An 18,851-nucleotide genomic window follows, 5' to 3' on the forward strand; every position below is an offset into this window, starting at 1 on the left:
AGCTTAAGCTGGCGTTCCATTTATTTATTTTCACCTGAAGAATACAAGCGATTTTTATATAAATAACTACCTAATAAAGCGTGAGCCAATGCCTCTTTTTTCATTGCATCAGGCACGTCTTTTGGCGTTAAAGTTTCTGTTGATTTATCATAATGATAACCTTGCGCTGCTTTATTTGGCATTTGAATTACCACATCATTATTGCCTTTCATCATTGCTTGAGTTTGATCGTATTGCATAAAAGCACGATCTGGGTTTACATCTTGCGTTAAATCAAAACCAATCATTGGATAATTGCCACTTACGCCTGCTAAAGAAAGTAATGTGGTTGGCATATCAATTTGGCTCACAAGACGGCTATCACGGCGTGGCGTAATGCCATCACCAAGAATCAAGGCTGGAATATGGAAATACTTAATCGGCACAAGACTTGCTCCGCCTACACGAGAATCGTGATCCGCAACAATTAAGAAAATCGTATCTTTCCAATAATTAGACTGTTTTGCCATTTTAAAGAAATGACCTAACGCATAATCCGCATATTTTGCTGCGTTATTACGAGTGGCTTTTGGTTGCTCATAAAGCTCAATCTTGCCATCTGGATATTCAAATGGATCGTGATTGCTGGAGCTAAATACTAAACTAAAAAACGGTTTACCTTCATTTTGTAATTTCGTGAAAGTTTCATTGGCTTTATCAAATAAATCCTCATCACTCACGCCCCAAGTGCCAGTAAATTTTGGATTTTGGTAATCTTGTTGATCCCAAATATCTTTAAAACCATTGCCATAGAAAAAGCTCGCCATATTGTCGAAGTGCTTTTCGCCACCATAAATAAAGGAAGTGTTATAGCCTTGTTTATGTAATAAATCCGCAATAGTAAAGAAACCACTTTGGGCATTATTAAGTTTCACCACTGCACGAGCTGGCGTTGGCGTAAAACCTGCGGTTGTTGCTTCAATACCACGTACTGAACGCGTGCCTGTTGCATAAAGATTTTCAAATAACCACCCTTCTTTTGCGAGCTGATCCACATTTGGAGAAAGTGGTTTGCCACCGAGTGTACCAATAAATTGAGCACCGAGACTTTCTTGTAGCAAAATCACGATATTTTTAGGTTTACCCTGATAAGTCGCGACATTTTTCGTTAAAGTTGGGTATTTATCTGAAATGTAATCACTTTCTGGACGGCCACGGCTAGCTTTAACAATACGAAACATTTCATCTGCATCCATTTTTCCATACATTTCTGAAGATTTTTCTTCATCTTTAAATTGCTGTGCCGCATAAATGACGGAATAGCCCGAATTAAGCACCAAAGAATTCACTAACGCATCAGAAGAAAATGCCACCATAGCAGGATTTATACCACGGTGTTGAAAACTTGAACGTGCCCCAAGGAAGCTCACGACAATCACAAGCAAAGCAATCACAGGACGAAGTTTCCAACTCATTGAACGTAAATTTTTGACTGCCCAACCAGAAATTTTCCAATAAATCACGGCAGCTAAAATCGTGAAAACAAGGCTAAAAATCACCGCACTTAAATGCCCTTCCGCAAGCATTGAAAAAACTTCTTTCGGATAAATCAGATATTCGATAAATAAACGATTTGGGCGGTAATCGTAAGTTTCAATAAAGGCAGGTGTGGCAATTTCCATAAAGATAATAAACACACTGCCAAGGGTTAGCCATAGGCGTAAAATTTTTACCCAAACTTTACTGCTATGAAATAACGTTGTGAGCAATGCAGGTACGCCAAATAAATAGCAAAGTGCCACAATATCCATTCGTACGCCTTGCAAAAATAATTGCAACCAACCATCTACGGCCGATACACGCTCTGATTGCCATACCGCAAGTCCCAAACGGGATAAGGAAAGAATGATGAGATTAATCAACACAAATGTGAAGATGGGAAATAAAGGGAAATGCGCTTTTTCATTGTGAAAACCACTAAACAACGGCATATAAGACGTATTAAATTAAAGAAAGATAGGCTATTATACGTCTATCAGCTCCTTTTCGACAAGATAAAAGCCTTAAAGTGCGGTAAATTTTCGCATAGTTTTACTTAATCTCAAATGTAAACAATATGCCGAATTCTGTGTAGTACATTTTAGCTAATCACATTCAATAGAATGATAAAAATAAAGCCTCGAAAAAAATCGAGGCTTCATTAAATAAACGACAGAAATTTACCGCACTTTTTTCGATTACTCTTGTTGTGCTTTCACTGCTGCATAGGCAATCATATTAATAATACGGCGAACAGATGCACCCGGATTAAGAATATGCGCAGATTTATTCATACCCATTAAGATCGGGCCAACAGTAATTGCGGTGGTTGTTCCGCGTAATAAGCTATAACTAATACGTGATGAACTCAAATCAGGGAACACTAATAAATTTGCACATCCTTTCAATGGACTATCAGGCATTAATTCTTTTCTGTGTGCTTCGTTCATCGCTAAATCGCCACGCATTTCCCCATCGATCATTAAGTGCGGATTACGCTCTTTTACGATTTGTAATACTTCACGCATTTTTGGTGCACCTAATGAATCAGATGAACCAAAATTAGAGTGAGAAAGTAATGCAACTGCAGGTTCAATACCAAAACGATGAATTTCTTCTGCTGCCATTAAGGTAATTTCAGCTAATTCTTCTGCTGTAGGATTACTGTTTACGTGAGTATCAGTTAAGAATACGTTACCAGTCGGTAATACAAGACTATTTAAAGCGGCGGCAGTTTTCACACCATCTTTTAAGCCAATGATATCGCGAATAGATGCAAGGTGTTTTCCGTATGAACCAAATAAACCACATACTAAAGCGTCTGCATAACCTAAGCTAAGCAAGGTAGAAGCTAATACGGTTGTGTTAGAACGCACGACACGTTTTGCGATTGCAGGTGTAATGCCTTTACGTTTGGTAAGTTCGTAGTAATGTTTCCAACATTCTTCATAGCGAGGATTATCTTCGTTATCCACGATTTCAAAATCCACACCGACGGTTAAACGTAAGCCAAGTTTTTTAATTTTTTCTTCAATCACGCTGCGGCGACCAATTAAAATTGGATTTGCCAAGCCCATTGAAATCACTTCTTGGGTTGCATGCAATGCTTTATTTTCTTCCCCTTCCGCTAAAATAATGCGTTGTTTTACTGCTTTTGCTTGGCTGAAAATAGGACGCATAAACAAATTAGTTTTGTAAACAAACTGAGTAAGTTGGTCAATATAAATATCCCAATTTTGAATTGGACGAGTTGCCACGCCTGATTCCATTGCGGCTTTTGCTACCGCTGGTGCGATACGCACAATCAAGCGTGGATCGAATGGACGAGGAATCACATAATCCGCACCAAATGTCGCCCCTTCGCCGCCATAAGCCGAAGTTACCACTTCATTTTGTTCTTCTAATGCAAGGTCAGCAATGGCATAAACTGCCGCACGTTTCATTTCTTCATTAATAGTAGTTGCGCCCACATCTAATGCACCACGGAAAATGAATGGGAAACAAAGCACGTTATTTACTTGGTTTGGATAATCAGAACGACCTGTACATACAATCGCATCAGGGCGAACCGCTTTCGCGTCTGGCGGGGTAATTTCAGGATTTGGGTTAGCTAAAGCAAGAATAATTGGATGCGCAGCCATACTTTTAACCATATCTTGTGTAAGCGCACCCGCTGCAGAACAACCTAAGAAAATATCTGCATTTGGCATCGCATCGCCAAGTGTACGCCAGCCATTATCTTCAATTGCATAATCTTTTTTGGTTTGATCCATTCTTTCATCACGGCCTTTATATACCACACCTTTCGAATCGCAAACCGTGATGTTTTCACGTTTCATACCTAAAGAAAGTAATAAGTTCAAGCACGCAATTGAAGCCGCACCCGCACCAGAGGCAACAAGTCGAACATCTTCAATTTTTTTACCCACAATTCTAAGTGAGTTAATAATCGCTGCCGCACTGATGATCGCCGTACCATGTTGATCATCGTGGAATACTGGAATATTCATTCTCTCTCGCAATTTTTGTTCAATATAGAAACACTCTGGTGCTTTAATATCTTCAAGATTTACCCCACCGAAAGTTGGCTCTAACGAGGCAATAATATCAACAAGTTTATCGGGATCATGTTCATTCACTTCAATATCAAATACGTTAATGCCCGCAAATTTTTTGAACAAAACACCCTTTCCTTCCATTACGGGTTTGCCCGCAAGCGCACCAATATTGCCAAGTCCAAGCACCGCTGTACCATTAGAAATAACAGCAACTAAATTGCCACGCGCCGTATATTTGTAAGAGGCTGCAGGATCTTTTTCAATTTCTAAACAAGGCTCTGCCACACCTGGCGAATAAGCTAAGGCTAAATCGCGTTGTGTTGCGAGTGATTTTGTTGGGGTAACTTCAATTTTTCCAGGAATTGGAAATTCGTGGAAATCTAAGGCTGCTTGACGTAATTGTTCGGTCATAATAAATGCTCCATTTTCTTGAAACAGGATTGAAATATTGCGTCGATTATATCTGTTTTTTATTCAAAAAATTGTGACGAACTGCAAACTTTTACAACTTTATAACAAAATTTTTTTGATGCGAAGCATTAGCTAGACTTTTCATTTTTCAGCAAAAAAGTAGGATTTTCGCAACAAAGTATAAGGAATAAGAAAATGAATCCATTTCAAAAAATTAAAAGTGCGGTGAATAAATGCCAAAGATTTTTCATTAATCGCACTCTGCAACATAAACTAATAAATCAAGGTATGACTGTCATTTCTGCCAATTGCGTGGGGGCTTTTATCTTGCACGATTTACACCAGCCGTTTAATTCTCCATTTGTGAACCTCTATCTCTCGCCACAGGATTTTTTGCGTTATTTAAAAAATATAGGTTTCTATCTCAATCAACCTCTCACATTTGTGCAAACGGAAAAAAGTTATCCCGTAGGAAAACTTGCGGATCTTGAAATTCATTTTATGCACTATCACAGTGAGCAAGAAGCTAATGAAAAATGGCAACTTCGCACATCAAGAATGAATTTAGACAATCTTTTTATTATGATGACAGATCGAGACGGCGTGACCGAAAAAGACATTCAACTTTTTGATCAACTCCCTTTTAAAAATAAAGTGATTTTTACTCACAAGCCCTACCCTGCTTTTAAATCGGCTTATTATATAAAAGGCTTTGAGAAGCAAAATCAAGTAGGCGATATTTTTGAATTTTCAGGCTGGAATGGAAGAAAATATTACGACCAATTTGATTATGTGAAGTGGTTTAATCAAACTAGATAATAACCAACGAATATAAGGCTGCATTGCAGCCTTTTTTGTTTCGTTATAAAAGCAAAAACCTGTACAATACCCAGCGAATTTTAACAAGAGAAAACATAATGAGATTAGATAAATTTATTGCTGAAAATACGGGCTTAACGCGTTCTCAAGCAACGAAAGCAATCCGTCAAAGTGCGGTAAAAATTAATGGTGAAATTGTCAAAAGTGGTTCAGTACAAATTTCACAAGAAGACGAAATTTATTTTGAAGATGAATTATTAACTTGGCTGGAAGAAGGCCAGTATTTTATGTTGCATAAGCCACAAGGCTGTGTTTGTTCTAATGATGACGGCGACTATCCAACAATTTATCAATTTTTCGATTACCCTTTAGCTGGAAAATTACATAGCGCAGGTCGCTTAGATGTGGATACGACAGGTCTCGTATTGCTTACCGATGATGGACAATGGTCACATCGTATTACTTCGCCAAAACATCATTGTGAAAAAACATATTTAGTGACATTAGCTGATCCTGTAGAAGAAAATTATGCAGCGGCTTGTTCGGAAGGTATTTTATTACGCGGAGAAAAAGAGCCCACTAAACCAGCAAAATTAGAAATTTTAGATGATTACAATGTGAATCTGACCATTTCTGAAGGTCGTTATCATCAAGTAAAACGTATGTTTGCCGCACTTGGGAATAAAGTCGTTGGATTACATCGCTGGAAAATTGGTGATGTAGTGTTGGATGAATCCTTAGAAGAAGGCGAATACCGCCCATTAACTCAAAGTGAAATTGAAAAGTTAGTAAAATAATATGAATCAACAAAAATCGACTTTCATCTTTATTCTTACCCTCGGTATTCTCTCTATGCTACCGCCCTTTGGCGTGGATATGTATTTGCCGTCTTTTTTAGAAATTGCAAAGGATCTCGGCGTGAGTCCAGAACAAGTACAACACACGCTCACCTCTTTTGCTTATGGCATGGCGTTTGGTCAGCTTTTTTGGGGACCTTTTGGTGATAGTTTCGGACGAAAACCGATCATTTTACTCGGTGTTATTGTAGGTGCATTAACAGCTTTAGTGCTCACCGAAATAAATTCAGTTGGAAATTTCACCGCACTTCGTTTTGTACAAGGTTTCTTTGGTGCCGCACCTGTTGTGCTTTCAGGCGCATTATTACGTGATTTATTTAGTAAAGATCAGCTATCTAAAGTGATGTCCACCATCACGTTAGTGTTTATGCTTGCACCTTTAGTTGCGCCAATTATTGGTGGTTACATCGTTAAGTTTTTCCACTGGCACGCGATTTTTTACGTCATTTCACTGGTGGGATTACTAGCCGCAGCATTGGTCTTTTTTATCATTCCAGAAACCCATAAAAAAGAAAATCGCATTCCACTGCGCTTAAATATTATTGCGCGCAATTTCCTTCTGCTTTGGAAACAAAAAGAAGTGCTTGGCTATATGTTTGCCACCTCCTTTGGCTTTGGCGGATTATTTACCTTTGTCACCGCAGGCTCAATTGTATATATCGGCATTTATGGGGTTCCTGTCGAACAGTTCGGTTACTTCTTTATGATGAATATCATTACGATGATCTTTGCTTCCTTTTTGAATACCCGATTTGTCACCAAAATTGGTGCAGAAACAATGCTACGGATAGCCCTCGCAATTCAATTTATTTCAGGAATGTGGCTAATTTTGACCGCACTTTTAGATCTCGGCTTTTGGTCAATGGCAATTGGCGTTGCCCTTTTCATCGGTCCAAACCCTGTGATTTCATCAAATGCAATGGCATCAGCTTTAGAAAGATGTCCTCAAATGGCGGGGACTACAAATTCTTTGATTGGTAGCGTGCGTTTTGCAGTAGGTGCAATGATGGGAAGTTTAGTTGCGTCAATGAAAATGGATACCGCTGCCCCAATGCTCTTTACTATGGGAGCATGTGTCGCGATTTCCGTATTATCCTATTATTTTCTAACCAGCCGAAATCTAAAAAGCCGTGGGTAAATATCCCCACGGCTCAATGATTGTTTTCTTTATTAAACAAATACCATCCATAACGGCAAGCAAGCAGCAATAAATAATAGGATAAATAAGCTATTGGCAGATAATTTCCACTTTTGGAAACCATGCAGAATCAGAATAGCCGCAATAACAAAATGGCAAACAAAATAAATGATGTAGGCAAAAACACTCTCAGAATTAACCGCACTTTCCATGCCATTTAAAAGCAAAAATAAGAACATTGCCAAGGCATTTAAAGCAAGCAATATAATCATGGCTAAGGGCAACAATGCGATAAAACCGTCCAAACGACTACGTGCAATCACAAGCGAAAGATTTGCTAAAATCACACCAGATAAAATCGGTGCAAAAGGGTTATATTCAGCAAAATCACTCGCAGGAAGCACGGTAAAAATCATTAAATAACTCAAGCAACCTAAACCCGCAATTAATGCAGCCATCAATAAAAAGCTGTTACGGATTTTTTCAGTTTTTGGCTGTTTCCAAATAAAATACACGACAGAAAGGCCACATACACTCATCACGTTAGTAAGCGTGTGATTATTCTGTAATAGGCTTATCAGCAACCAGACCGCCCAATAAATAGCAAAAGTCAGATTAACTTTGATTAAACGACCACGTTGTCCAGGGCAAATTTCGCCACGATAAAACACCAATAAAGAAATTAACTGTGCAACCAACACGCCTACACCTAAGTGAGGCATTGTTTGTTTTTCAGATTGCAAAGAAAAAATAAATAGATCGATGCCAAGCACCATTAAGGTTGATAATACCGCAAGCAATGCTGCGATATATTTAGAAGATTGTTCTGACATAATTTTGACGTCTGAAAAAATAATGCGCCATTATGCTAAAAATTCATTAAATTTTAAAGTAGAATGAAACCAATTTTAACCGCACTTAGGTACATGAATGTTACTTAGTATTTTATATATCATCGGTATCACTGCTGAAGGAATGACAGGTGCACTTGCGGCAGGTCGTGAAAAAATGGATATTTTTGGCGTGATAATTATCGCATCCGTTACTGCCATTGGTGGCGGCTCTGTGCGTGATGTACTGCTTGGGCATTACCCTCTAGGCTGGGTTAAGCACCCAGAATATTTTTTAATGGTGGCAAGTGCGGCAGTAATTACCGTATATGTTGCACCGTTCATCAATCATTTTATGCGCTATTTCCGCACTATTTTCTTGGTGCTTGATGCGATGGGCTTAGTGGTGTATTCCATTATTGGCGCGCAAATTGCAATGGATATGGGACATAGCCTCACTATTGTTTGTATTGCAGGCTGTATTACAGGTGCCTTTGGCGGTGTTCTACGCGATATGCTATGCAATCGAATTCCTCTGGTATTCCAAAAAGAACTCTACGCCAGCATTGCGCTATTTGCCACGCTGACTTATTACGCATTAAGCACAATTCAAGTAGAACATACGCTTGCCGTGTTACTCACACTTATTAGCAGCTTTACTTTACGCCTTTTAGCTATTCATTTTGAATGGGGTTTGCCGGTGTTTAATTACCAAGAACTCACATCGGAAGAACAAGATAAGCTGCCAAAGAAAAAGAAATAAATACAATAAAGGAAATAACTATGTTAGAACAAATGGGTAAACAAGCTAAAGATGCTGCATTTATCTTGGCTCAACTCACCACTGCTGAAAAAAATCGTGCATTATCCATTATTGCAGAACAACTCGAACAACAAGCACCGCTTATCTTAGCCGAAAACGCAAAAGATATTGAACTTGCTAAACAAAATGGATTATCCGATGCTTTGATTGATCGCCTACTGCTCACGCAAGAACGTTTGCAAGGCATTGCTAATGATGTACGCCATGTTATTTCACTTGCAGATCCTGTGGGTAAAATCATAGACGGCGGTACATTGGATAGCGGACTTAAAATCGAACGCGTACGCACGCCGCTCGGCGTCATTGGCACAATTTATGAATCTCGCCCAAATGTAACCATTGATGTGGCAAGTCTTTGCCTTAAAACGGGTAATGCAGTGATTTTACGCGGTGGTAAAGAAACGCAGTTTTCTAACAAGATCTTAATCGAAGTTGTGCAAAATGCTTTAGAACAAGCAGGCTTACCAAAATTTGCTGTGCAAGCCATTACCGATCCAAACCGTGAACTCGTTATGCAATTATTAAAACTAGATCGCTATGTGGATATGATTATTCCTCGTGGTGGTGCGGGTTTACATGAATTGTGTAAACAACATTCAACTATTCCTGTTATTGTAGGTGGCGTGGGTGTTTGCCATACTTTCGTTGAAGAAAGTGCGGATCAAAATAAAGCGATTTTTGTTATTGATAACGCTAAAACACAACGTCCAAGCACTTGTAACACATTGGAAACATTGTTAGTTCAACATTCTATTGCTAAAGAATTTTTACCTAAACTCGTGTCTCACCTCGCTGCCAAAAACGTAAAATATCACGCAAAATCCACCGCACTTAATATATTAAAACAAGCGGGTGCGAATGTCTGCGAAGTGACAGAAAAAGAATTGCGCGAAGAGTGGGGATCATTGGATTTGAATGTGGTTGTTGTGGAAGATATTCATGCAGCTATTGAGCATATCCGCCAATATGGTACGCAACATTCTGAAAGTATTTTAACCGCTTCACAAAACCTAGCCCGTCAATTTATTAATCAAGTCGATGCAGCTGCCGTTTATGTGAATGCAAGCACACGCTTTACTGATGGCGGACAATTTGGATTAGGCGCAGAAGTTGCCGTGAGTACTCAAAAACTTCACGCTCGTGGCCCAATGGGATTAGAAGCATTAACGAGTTATAAATGGGTGTGTGAAGGAGAATATACGGTTCGCAAATAGTGCCATTGAACAAAAAGCACAAAAAGTGCGGTAATTTTTAAAAGAGATTATTTGCATATAAAAAAGTCCGCGAAATGCGGACTTTTTCATAATCTTTATTTGTCAGACTTACCCAAATTATCAAAGAATTTTTTCACACCATCTAAAAATCCTGAAGATTTTGGTGCGTGTTTACTTAAATCTTTACCTTGTAAACTTTCTTCAAGTTTTTGAAGTAATTCTTTTTGTTCGCTGGTTAAATTAACTGGCGTTTCTACCACAATACGGCAAATCAAATCGCCCGCATAGCCACTACGTGTAGAGGCGACACCTTTGCCTCGCATGCGGAATAATTTTCCAGTTTGGGTTTCTGCAGGAATTTTAAGCTTCACTCTACCATCTAAAGTTGGCACTTCAATTTCCCCACCTAATGCCGCAATTGCAAAGCTAATTGGTACTTCGCAGTAAAGATTAGAACCATCACGTTCAAAAATATGATGTTCTCTTACGTGAATGACCACATATAAATCGCCAGCTGGCGCACCATTTTCGCCCACTGCGCCTTTTCCAGCTAAACGAAGTTGATTGCCCGTATCTACGCCTGCAGGAATTTTTACTGAAAGATTTTCTTTCTTATGAACTCGCCCTTCTCCATGACAGCTGCGACAAGGTTTTTCAATTTTCTTACCGCTACCATGACAAGTTGGACAAATACTTTCAGATACGAAGAAACCTTGCTGACGACGAATTCGACCAGAACCGTGGCAATGCGGACAAGTTTCCACTTTAGAACCTTTTTCAGCCCCAGAACCACCACAGCTATCACAATGTGCAAGAGTATTGATTTGAATATCTTTGGTTGTACCTTTTACAGCTTCTTCCAAAGTAATTTCTAAGTCATAACGTAAGTCTTCGCCACGAACAACGCGCTGACGACCACGTCCACCACCGCCGAAAATGTCTCCAAAAATATCGCCGAACATATCGCCGAAATCAGCACCACCAAAGCCGCCACCGAAACCACCAGCTCCCCCACCTTGTTCAAAGGCTGCGTGGCCATATTGATCGTAGGCTGCGCGTTTTTGATCGTCGCCTAATACTTCATAAGCTTCATTAATTTCTTTGAATTTTTCTTCTGCTTCTTTACTGCCTTGGTTTTTATCAGGGTGATGTTTAGACGCTAAACGTTTATACGCACGTTTAATATCGTTCTCACTCGCCCCTTTTTTCAATCCAAGGACTTCGTAGTAATCTTTTTTTGCCATAGTGTTTCGTTTGTAAATTTTATAGAAATTTGACCGCTTGTAACATACTCCCCTCTTTAACAAAGAGGGGCGGGGGGAGATTTGGCAGAAGTAAATTTAGCTCATAAGAAAATTTGATATCGCTATCAAATCTCCCCTAACCCCTCTTTTCTAAAGAGGGGGATCATTTATATACACCAAAAGGGCGTGTTTCCACGCCCTTTGTTTATGTTAAGAAGAGCGGTGAATTATTTATTATCTTTCACTTCTTCAAATTCAGCATCTACCACGCCATCATCTTTTGCTGATGATTGTTGTGGTTGCTCGCCACTAGCTTGTTGAGCTTTTGCTTGAGCTGCTTGCATTAATGGTTCAGAGGCTTTAATTACTGCTTCAATTTTCGCTTCAATCTCTGCTTTATCTTCGCCTTTTGCTGCGGTTTCAAGCTCAGCGACTGCAGCTTCAATTTTCTCTTTGTCTGCGGCACTCAATGCATCGCCAGCTTCTGCAATTTGTTTACGTGTTGCGTGAGCAATACCATCTGCTTGGTTACGAGCTTGAACAACTTCTTCAAATTTACGGTCTGCATCAGCATTTGCTTCTGCATCACGCACCATTTGTTGAATTTCTTCATCAGATAAACCAGAAGATGCTTGAATACGAATTTGTTGCTCTTTACCCGTATTTTTATCTTTTGCCGATACGTTGATTACGCCGTTTGCATCGATATCAAATGTTACTTCGATTTGTGGCATACCACGTGGTGCAGGATTAATACCCTCTAGGTTGAATTGACCTAAAGATTTATTGTCTGCCGCACGTTTACGTTCACCTTGAAGAACGTGAATAGTTACCGCACTTTGGTTATCTTCTGCTGTTGAGAATACTTGCGATTTTTTGGTTGGAATCGTGGTGTTTTTCTCAATTAAAGTGGTCATCACGCCACCCATGGTTTCGATACCAAGTGATAATGGAGTAACATCTAATAAAAGAATGTCTTTCACATCGCCTTTTAATACACCACCTTGTACTGCCGCACCGATTGCCACCGCTTCATCAGGGTTTACATCTTTACGAGCTTCTTTACCAAAGAACTCAGCCACTTTTTGTTGTACAAGTGGCATACGAGTTTGGCCACCCACAAGAATAATATCGTGGATTTCACTTACACCTTTACCAGCATCTTTTAATACAGTTGTAAGTGACTCAATTGAGCTTGCCACTAAATCTTCTACCAATGCTTCTAATTTTGCACGAGTGATATTTAATGCTAAATGTTTAGGGCCAGTCGCATCTGCAGTGATGTAAGGTAAATTGACTTCGGTAGATTGCGCTGATGAAAGTTCAATTTTTGCTTTCTCTGCCGCTTCTTTCACACGTTGTAATGCCATCGCATCATTACGTAAATCGATGTTTTGTTCTTTTTTGAATTCATCAATGATGTAATCAATTACACGGTTATCAAAGTCTTCCCCGCCTAAGTGAGTGTTCCCCCCCGTTGCCAATACTTCGAAAGTTTGTTCGCCATCAAAGTTATCAATTTCGATGATTGAAATATCGAATGTACCACCACCTAAGTCATAAACTGCGATCACTTGGTTCTCTTTACTTGAACCTAAACCGAACGCTAACGCAGCCGCTGTTGGTTCATTAATGATACGTTTAACGTCTAAACCAGCGATCTTACCTGCATCAATCGTTGCTTGACGTTGTGCATCGTTAAAGTATGCAGGAACGGTAATTACCGCTTCTGTTACAGACTCGCCCAAGAAATCTTCTGCCGTTTTTTTCATTTTTTTCAACACTTCAGCAGAGATTTGTGGCGGTGCTAATTTATCGCCTTTTACATTGACCCAAGCATCGCCATTGTCAGCACGAGTAATTTCAAAAGGCATAATTTTAATATCGCGTTGAACTTCTTCACTTTCAAAACGACGACCAATTAAACGTTTAATAGCAAACAATGTATTTTTCGGGTTAGTGATTGCTTGACGTTTTGCTGGCTGACCCACTAAAGTTTCGTTATCTGTATATGCAATGATTGATGGAGTGGTACGCGCACCCTCTGCATTTTCAATTACACGAGCTTTGTCGCCGTCCATTACAGCTACACAAGAGTTTGTTGTACCTAAGTCAATACCAATAATTTTTCCCATTTTGTACTCCTAGTAAAAATTTTAAAATTCAGGGTAATTTATTACGAGTTTTAAGATGTGGATATTCTTTCGCATTTCAAGAGAAAATTTTAAAAATTTTTTATTTCTTAAAGTGCGGTAATTTCCGTTCTTGTTTTTCAAAATAAGTCTCAAATGATGAACTTCAAGGGGAAAACAAAAATTTTCAGGCAAGAAAAAGGGATTTGTGATAAATTTGGCGAAAATTTTTACTTTAAAATAGGAAAGAAATAAATGAAAAAATCAAAAATTGCTGCAGGCGTAGTCGTTGCGCTTGCTGCTGTTTGGTGTACCAGTGCATGGTTTACAGGGAAAAAAGCTGAAGAAGAATATTTACATCAACTAAAACAATTAAATCAACTATTTGCCAAAACTGAGGCATTAGAAGAAAGTAAAATTTTTTATAAAAATATAAAATATGACAGAGGATTATTTGCGTCTCATATTCAAGATCAAATTGAAATTCATAAAGCAAATGAAACGATCATTATTCCTTTATCATCAATACTTTATCACGGGCCTTTGCCGCTTGATCGTGTGGCAAAACTGAATTTCGTTCCAACCATTTTCTCAAGCCAAACCTTGTTAGGAAAAAATGCAACAACTCAGGCACTTTTTGACGTCACAAAATCAGAAAAACCGCTACAACTGAATTTCGCAATGAATTATGCCTTAAACGGTAATGCGGAATTAAAACTTGCATCGGGACAATATCACAATGAACAATCTAAGGCAGATTTTGATTGGTCAAATATCGTATTAAATGTTGATTTAGACAAAAATGAACCCAGCCATTATACGCTATCTGTAGATGCATTTAATTCAAATGACCCAAATCATGCAGTTTCAACTGCTTCATCAATTAAAATAAAAGATCTTGTCGTACAAGGCGCATTACAAAATACAAAATGGCCATTTATTTATAGTGGAAACCTCAATAGCAAAATTGGTTATTTTGAGCAAAATACCGAGTTTGCAGAGACAGGAGAAAAATTTTCTCTGATTCAGAAAAATAGCCAATCAGATTTAATGACTCAAGTTGATGACGACACAGTAAACATCATCAGTAAAACTAATATGGATGAACTACATATTAATGGCAAAAATTTAGGGAAATTTACCAACAACCTAGAATTGAATCACATTGATGGCAATGCATTACAAGAACTTTTAAACATTTTAGTAGCAATAGGCAAGGCTGATTCAGATATGCCGTTACCTAAACCATTGGTGCAAAAATTACAACAAGCAGGCATGGTCATTGCAAATAATCAGCCTCAAATTAAGTTTGCCCCTCTTTCTATTTCTGATGAAAAAGGCAAAGTAGCATTAGATCTGAACATTGCTTTAGTGCCAAATCCTAAATTTGATTTAATGCGTAGTGGCTTATACAAACAATTCAAAGATTTTTCCATCAATTTTGATGTGAATAAAGAAACTACAATTTCATTGTTATCTAAATTCACACCAGAAAACCAAAAGCAAGATTTAGTTTACAGAATAGATGAATTAGTTGCTGAAGGCGAAGTAAATGGCATTATCGTAAACACCGATAAAACCGTCACATTAACGCTTGCTTTAGAGAATAACGAATTGAAACTAAACGGCAAGCCAATCCCAGAAGAACAATTGAAAATGGTACTCTTTATACTTGTAATGGGGGGATTTGGGAGATAACTAAAACAGGGCGATAAATTTTGTTCGCGTTTTTCAGTATCGTAGGGTGGGCTTCAGCCCACCGTTTTTATTCATTTTTTATGGTTAATTGGTGGGCTAAAGCCCACCCTACAACTATAAAGTGCGGTAAATTTTCGTTGCAGTTTAAGCTAAACGCTCTTTTAAATACCCTTCATAATCTGGCACGTCAATTTCCACATCTTGTTCAAATAAAACTGAAGTTAAAAGAAAATCTGCAGAACTTTGATTAATAGCGACAGGGATATTCCACACTGTTGCAATACGCATGAGGGCTTTTACATCAGGATCGTGTGGTGCGGCATTCATTGGATCCCAAAAGAAGATCATCATGTCAATTTTCTTTTCTGCGATTAATCCTCCAAGTTGTTGGTCGCCGCCCATCGGACCACTTAATAAAGATTGAATGCTTAAACCTGTTTCTCGTTCTAAAATATGTCCAGTCGTACCTGTTGCATAAAGTATATGAGGCTTAAGAGCCTCTTTGTGTTTTTGCGTCCAATTCAGTAAATTTTTTTTGCAGCTATCGTGAGCCACAAGTGCAATACGTTTGTGTTGAGTGAGGGTTCGAGTTGTTGTCTGCATTGCTGATTCCTTTTTGAAAAAAATTTGAAAAAACTTTAAAGCAAAGCCAACTGGAATGCAATATTTTACTGGTTATTTTAGCGAACAAAAAAACACGAAAAAATTACCGCACTTTCAAATAATTATTTACGCCAAAGCTGATTTGATATGATGATTTGATGAAAATTCACTATCTTTATCTCAAAAAATCTTCTAAAATTTACAAGATTTGTTAAATGTTTGTGAAAAGCAAATGTTGCCGTATTCGTGTTTAGCCTTGTCTAAACTAATATTCACTCAAAACAGATTAAGGAAAACCTATGTCTGAGATTTTAAAAAATGACGTTGATCCAATCGAAACACAAGATTGGTTGCAATCATTAGATTCATTAATTCGTGAAGAGGGCGTTGAACGTGCTCAATATATCGTTGAGCAAGTTATTGGTCAAGCACGCACAAGTGGTGTTTCATTGCCAACAGGGGTAACCACTGATTACGTGAATACTATTCCTGTGGCTGAGCAACCTGCTTATCCAGGTGATCACGCCATCGAACGTCGTATTCGTTCAGCAGTACGTTGGAATGCGATCGCAATGGTTTTACGCAGTCAGAAGAAAGATCTTGACTTAGGTGGTCATATTTCCACTTTTCAATCTGCTGCAACTATGTATGAAGTGTGTTATAACCACTTCTTCAAAGCTGCAACAGAGAAAAACGGTGGCGACTTAATTTTCTTCCAAGGCCATGCAGCACCAGGTATGTATGCGCGTGCTTTCTTAGAAGGTCGTTTAACTGAAGAACAAATGGATAACTTCCGTCAAGAAGCCTTTACGGACGGTTTATCTTCATATCCACACCCTAAATTAATGCCTGAATTTTGGCAATTCTCTACGGTTTCTATGGGATTAGGCCCTGTAAACGCCATCTATCAAGCGCGTTTCTTAAAATACTTAGATAACCGTGGCTTAAAAGATACCAAAGATCAAAAAGTTTATGCTTTCTTAGGCGATGGCGAGATGGATGAAATTGAGTCTAAAGGAGCATTAACTTTCGCAGCACGTGAAAAATTAGATAACTTAATCTTCACTATTAGCTGTAACTTACAACGTTTAGATGGCCCTGTGAATGGTAACGGTAAAATCGTTCAAGAATTAGAAGGATTATTTACTGGTGCGGGCTGGGAAGTGATTAAAGTTTTATGGGGAAGCGATTGGGATAAATTATTCGCTAAAGATACTTCAGGTAAATTAACTCAGTTAATGATGGAAGTGGTTGATGGCGACTATTTAACCTTTAAATCTAAAGATGGTGCGTATATTCGTGAACACTTCTTCGGTCGTTACCCAGAAACTGCGGCATTAGTAGCAGATATGACCGATGATGAAATTTGGGCATTACGCCGTGGCGCACACGATAGCGAAAAATTATATGCAGCCTATGTAAAAGCACAAAATGCAACGAAACCAGTTGTAATTTTAGCCCATCAAGTTAAAGGTTATAAAATTCCTGAAGCGGAAAGTAAAAACACCGCTCACCAATCTAAAAAAATGTCTTACGAAAGCCTTAAAGGTTTCCGTGACTTCTTTGAACTACCATTAACCGATGAACAAGTCGAAAAATTGGAATACATTAAATTTGCTGAAGGCACTCCTGAGTATGAATACTTACATGGCCACCGTAAAGCATTAAACGGCTATGTTCCTGCTCGTCGTACTAAATTTGATGTTGAATATAAAGTTCCTGCATTAGAAGAGTTTAAAGCATTATTAGAAGAACAACCTCGTGGTATTTCAACCACTATGGCGTTCACTCGTGCATTAAACATCCTATTAAAAGATAAAAATATTGGTAAAACTATCGTTCCAATGATTGCGGATGAAGCGCGTACTTTCGGTATGGAAGGTTTATTCCGTCAAGTTGGTATTTATAATCCTCACGGTCAAAACTATGTGCCTTCAGATCGTGATTTAGTGGCTTACTACCGTGAAGCGAAAGATGGTCAAGTGCTACAAGAAGGCATCAATGAATTAGGTGCAACAGCATCTTGGTTAGCAGCTGCGAATTCATATTCTGTCAATAACCAACCAATGATTCCATTCTTCATCTATTACTCAATGTTTGGTTTCCAACGCGTGGGCGATTTAATGTGGGCAGCGGGAGACCAATTAGCGCGTGGCTTTATGGTAGGGGGTACTTCTGGTCGTACAACCTTAAATGGAGAAGGTTTACAACACGAAGACGGTCACAGCCATATTCAAGCGGGCGTTATTCCTAATTGCGTTACTTACGATCCATCATTCGCATTTGAAGTCGCTGTAATTATGCAAGACGGTATTAACCGTATGTACGGCGAAAAACAAGAAGATGTGTTCTATTATATGACTACATTAAATGAAGTTATGGATCAACCTGCAATGCCTGCTGGTGCGGAAGAAGGTATCCGTAAAGGTTTATATAAATTTGAAACAGTGGAAGGTAAAAAAGGCAAAGGTCAAGTTCAATTGTTAGGTTCTGGTGCAATTATGCGTCACGTGCGTGAAGCAGCACAAATTCTTGCAAATGATTATGGCGTAACCGCTGATGTATTCTCTGCCCCATCTTTCAATGAATTAGCTCGTGAAGGCCACGATGCGGCACGTTGGAACTTATTACACCCAACAGAGACACAACGTGTGCCTTATGTTACTCAAGTATTAGCTGATTTACCAACAGTTGCTTCAACTGACTATGTGAAAGGTTACGCTGATCAAATTCGTGCGTTTGTTCCAAATCGTCACTATCACGTATTAGGTACAGATGGTTTCGGTCGTTCAGATAGCCGTGCAAACTTACGTGAACACTTTGAAGTCGATGCTCGTTATGTGGTGGTTGCAGCACTTTCACAATTAGCAAAAGAAGGTACAGTTACTACTAAAGTAGTGGCTGATGCGATTGCAAAATTTGGCTTAAATGTGGATCGTATCAATCCGCTTTATGCGTAATTGATAAGAACGCGGTTAAAATTTTGGTAAATTTTGACCGCACTTT

The 18,851-nt window shown here is 38.7% G+C and carries 13 protein-coding genes; 7 read left to right on the plus strand and 6 right to left on the minus strand.

The features are described from left to right. Positions 1–20: 20 nt before the first annotated feature. Both DQN24_RS07410 and DQN24_RS07415 read right to left on the minus strand, forming a co-directional pair. Positions 21–1,970: an LTA synthase family protein gene (locus DQN24_RS07410; protein ID WP_111695641.1), complete on the minus strand. Its 1,950-nt coding sequence runs from the start codon at positions 1,968–1,970 to the stop codon at positions 21–23. Between the two features lie 246 nt (positions 1,971–2,216). After that, positions 2,217–4,487 (minus strand): NADP-dependent malic enzyme, encoded by a 2,271-nt coding sequence (locus DQN24_RS07415; RefSeq protein WP_021035045.1) that lies wholly within the window; start codon positions 4,485–4,487, stop codon positions 2,217–2,219. Between the two features lie 195 nt (positions 4,488–4,682). Here DQN24_RS07415 and DQN24_RS07420 point away from each other — a divergent pair, with 195 nt between their 5' ends. The 3 genes from DQN24_RS07420 to DQN24_RS07430 all read left to right on the plus strand — a co-directional run bounded on the left by DQN24_RS07420 (position 4,683) and on the right by DQN24_RS07430 (position 7,301). Beyond that, positions 4,683–5,306, plus strand: a complete 624-nt coding sequence (locus DQN24_RS07420; RefSeq protein ID WP_111695642.1) for a DUF1919 domain-containing protein — start codon at positions 4,683–4,685, stop codon at positions 5,304–5,306. Positions 5,307–5,404: 98 nt separating this feature from the next. Then, positions 5,405–6,103 carry a 16S rRNA pseudouridine(516) synthase RsuA gene (gene rsuA, locus DQN24_RS07425; protein WP_021035043.1) on the plus strand — a complete coding sequence of 233 codons (699 nt, stop codon included), beginning with the start codon at positions 5,405–5,407 and terminating at the stop codon, positions 6,101–6,103. Between the two features lies 1 nt (position 6,104). After that, positions 6,105–7,301 (plus strand): Bcr/CflA family multidrug efflux MFS transporter, encoded by a 1,197-nt coding sequence (locus tag DQN24_RS07430; protein WP_021035042.1) that lies wholly within the window; start codon positions 6,105–6,107, stop codon positions 7,299–7,301. Between the two features lie 32 nt (positions 7,302–7,333). Here DQN24_RS07430 and DQN24_RS07435 read toward each other — a convergent pair whose 3' ends face one another. Next, positions 7,334–8,134, minus strand: coding sequence for a hypothetical protein (locus DQN24_RS07435; RefSeq protein WP_021035041.1), 801 nt, complete (start codon positions 8,132–8,134; stop codon positions 7,334–7,336). 97 nt (positions 8,135–8,231) lie between these two features. On the opposite strand from DQN24_RS07435, the gene DQN24_RS07440 reads away from it, so the two are divergent. Both DQN24_RS07440 and proA read left to right on the plus strand, forming a co-directional pair. Beyond that, positions 8,232–8,894 carry a trimeric intracellular cation channel family protein gene (locus DQN24_RS07440; RefSeq protein WP_021035040.1) on the plus strand — a complete coding sequence of 221 codons (663 nt, stop codon included), beginning with the start codon at positions 8,232–8,234 and terminating at the stop codon, positions 8,892–8,894. A gap of 20 nt (positions 8,895–8,914) precedes the next feature. Then, positions 8,915–10,168 carry a glutamate-5-semialdehyde dehydrogenase gene (gene proA, locus DQN24_RS07445; protein ID WP_021035039.1) on the plus strand — a complete coding sequence of 418 codons (1,254 nt, stop codon included), beginning with the start codon at positions 8,915–8,917 and terminating at the stop codon, positions 10,166–10,168. A 95-nt stretch (positions 10,169–10,263) separates the two neighbouring features. On the opposite strand, the gene dnaJ is transcribed toward proA, so the two are convergent. Together dnaJ and dnaK are read right to left on the minus strand one after the other, a co-directional pair. Further along, positions 10,264–11,412: a molecular chaperone DnaJ gene (gene dnaJ, locus DQN24_RS07450; RefSeq protein ID WP_021035038.1), complete on the minus strand. Its 1,149-nt coding sequence runs from the start codon at positions 11,410–11,412 to the stop codon at positions 10,264–10,266. A 227-nt stretch (positions 11,413–11,639) separates the two neighbouring features. Continuing rightward, the gene (gene dnaK, locus DQN24_RS07455; protein WP_021035037.1) at positions 11,640–13,547 is read right to left on the minus strand and encodes a molecular chaperone DnaK; all 1,908 of its coding nucleotides are present in this window, start codon (positions 13,545–13,547) and stop codon (positions 11,640–11,642) included. 252 nt (positions 13,548–13,799) lie between these two features. Here dnaK and DQN24_RS07460 point away from each other — a divergent pair, with 252 nt between their 5' ends. Next, positions 13,800–15,242, plus strand: coding sequence for a YdgA family protein (locus tag DQN24_RS07460; RefSeq protein WP_111695643.1), 1,443 nt, complete (start codon positions 13,800–13,802; stop codon positions 15,240–15,242). A gap of 144 nt (positions 15,243–15,386) precedes the next feature. Here DQN24_RS07460 and mgsA read toward each other — a convergent pair whose 3' ends face one another. Then, positions 15,387–15,845 (minus strand): methylglyoxal synthase, encoded by a 459-nt coding sequence (gene mgsA, locus DQN24_RS07465; protein ID WP_005687337.1) that lies wholly within the window; start codon positions 15,843–15,845, stop codon positions 15,387–15,389. A gap of 299 nt (positions 15,846–16,144) precedes the next feature. Here mgsA and aceE point away from each other — a divergent pair, with 299 nt between their 5' ends. Further along, on the plus strand, positions 16,145–18,805 hold the full coding sequence (gene aceE, locus DQN24_RS07470; protein ID WP_111695644.1) for a pyruvate dehydrogenase (acetyl-transferring), homodimeric type: 2,661 nt from the start codon (positions 16,145–16,147) through the stop codon (positions 18,803–18,805). Positions 18,806–18,851 lie beyond the last annotated feature (46 nt).

The sequence above is a fragment of the Haemophilus influenzae genome, assembly GCF_900475755.1.
In the GTDB taxonomy this organism is placed as follows: Bacteria; Pseudomonadota; Gammaproteobacteria; order Enterobacterales; family Pasteurellaceae; genus Haemophilus; species Haemophilus influenzae_D.

What these genes read in the sequence shown, in the direction of transcription:
- DQN24_RS07410 (WP_111695641.1), bottom strand. Translation starts at nt 1,970, where the DNA reads ATGCCGTTGTTTAGTGGTTTTCACAATGAAAAAGCGCATTTCCCTTTA.
- DQN24_RS07415 (WP_021035045.1), bottom strand. Translation starts at nt 4,487, where the DNA reads ATGACCGAACAATTACGTCAAGCAGCCTTAGATTTCCACGAATTTCCA.
- DQN24_RS07420 (WP_111695642.1), top strand. Translation starts at nt 4,683, where the DNA reads ATGAATCCATTTCAAAAAATTAAAAGTGCGGTGAATAAATGCCAAAGA.
- rsuA (WP_021035043.1), top strand. Translation starts at nt 5,405, where the DNA reads ATGAGATTAGATAAATTTATTGCTGAAAATACGGGCTTAACGCGTTCT.
- DQN24_RS07430 (WP_021035042.1), top strand. Translation starts at nt 6,105, where the DNA reads ATGAATCAACAAAAATCGACTTTCATCTTTATTCTTACCCTCGGTATT.
- DQN24_RS07435 (WP_021035041.1), bottom strand. Translation starts at nt 8,134, where the DNA reads ATGTCAGAACAATCTTCTAAATATATCGCAGCATTGCTTGCGGTATTA.
- DQN24_RS07440 (WP_021035040.1), top strand. Translation starts at nt 8,232, where the DNA reads ATGTTACTTAGTATTTTATATATCATCGGTATCACTGCTGAAGGAATG.
- proA (WP_021035039.1), top strand. Translation starts at nt 8,915, where the DNA reads ATGTTAGAACAAATGGGTAAACAAGCTAAAGATGCTGCATTTATCTTG.
- dnaJ (WP_021035038.1), bottom strand. Translation starts at nt 11,412, where the DNA reads ATGGCAAAAAAAGATTACTACGAAGTCCTTGGATTGAAAAAAGGGGCG.
- dnaK (WP_021035037.1), bottom strand. Translation starts at nt 13,547, where the DNA reads ATGGGAAAAATTATTGGTATTGACTTAGGTACAACAAACTCTTGTGTA.
- DQN24_RS07460 (WP_111695643.1), top strand. Translation starts at nt 13,800, where the DNA reads ATGAAAAAATCAAAAATTGCTGCAGGCGTAGTCGTTGCGCTTGCTGCT.
- mgsA (WP_005687337.1), bottom strand. Translation starts at nt 15,845, where the DNA reads ATGCAGACAACAACTCGAACCCTCACTCAACACAAACGTATTGCACTT.
- aceE (WP_111695644.1), top strand. Translation starts at nt 16,145, where the DNA reads ATGTCTGAGATTTTAAAAAATGACGTTGATCCAATCGAAACACAAGAT.